Here is a 630-nt window from a genome sequence, read left to right as displayed (position 1 = left end):
CAGAACCAGCGGTTAAAGACCCGTTGACGATGCCTATCAACATGATGCCAATACCACCAAGAATCCAACCCAATTGATTGCGACGCTTAATGATTTCGATTTGCCCCAGCTGCTTTTTCAAGCGGGAATAAATACCGAGTGCCAGAATCATACTGCCTAGCATCTTTTCCGCAATACCATCAGGGATATGAACGATGAGGTTTGCGCCAATCACAACGCCTATACTGCCAACAAAAATCAGATAAAGGGCGATGGGCAATTTAATGGTGCCGGCTTTGAGGTGAGTGCTTGCAGCGCCCAAGCCTAAAGCAACAGAAGCCACTTTATGAGTGCCTAGTGCAACGGAGAACGGTAAGCCAAGAAAAATAAGTAGAGGAAACTGTAGCAAACCGGCGCCACCACCAGAAAGAGATGCCAACGTATTTGCAACGAGCGAGCCGAAAAAGAGAGTGAAAGTGTCTAACCAATCCATGAGAAAAAATTAAGGGGGCATCTTGCCCCCTTATCACTAATTAAATTCAGTTTCTAAACAGTACCGTAGAACCGTGATTTAGGCTAGTTAATAACAGAGTCTTCTCATTAACCACGTCAATTCGGCGGCTTTGTTCTGCATCTAGCTTAAAGATTTGA

2 protein-coding genes are annotated in these 630 nt (G+C 44.9%); both read right to left on the bottom strand.

Going from position 1 to position 630, the window contains the following annotated elements:
- A partial coding sequence (locus R7044_RS26220; RefSeq protein WP_225456119.1) for a sulfite exporter TauE/SafE family protein occupies positions 1 to 472 on the bottom strand: 472 nt, incomplete at its 3' end.
- Positions 473 to 518: 46 nt separating this feature from the next.
- A partial coding sequence (locus R7044_RS26215; RefSeq protein WP_225456120.1) for a regulatory protein ToxS occupies positions 519 to 630 on the bottom strand: 112 nt, incomplete at its 5' end.

It is taken from the genome of Vibrio sp. 1402 (assembly GCF_033340275.1).
Note: the sequence above shows the minus strand (reverse complement) of the source record. Positions and strands in the feature narration are given on the sequence as shown.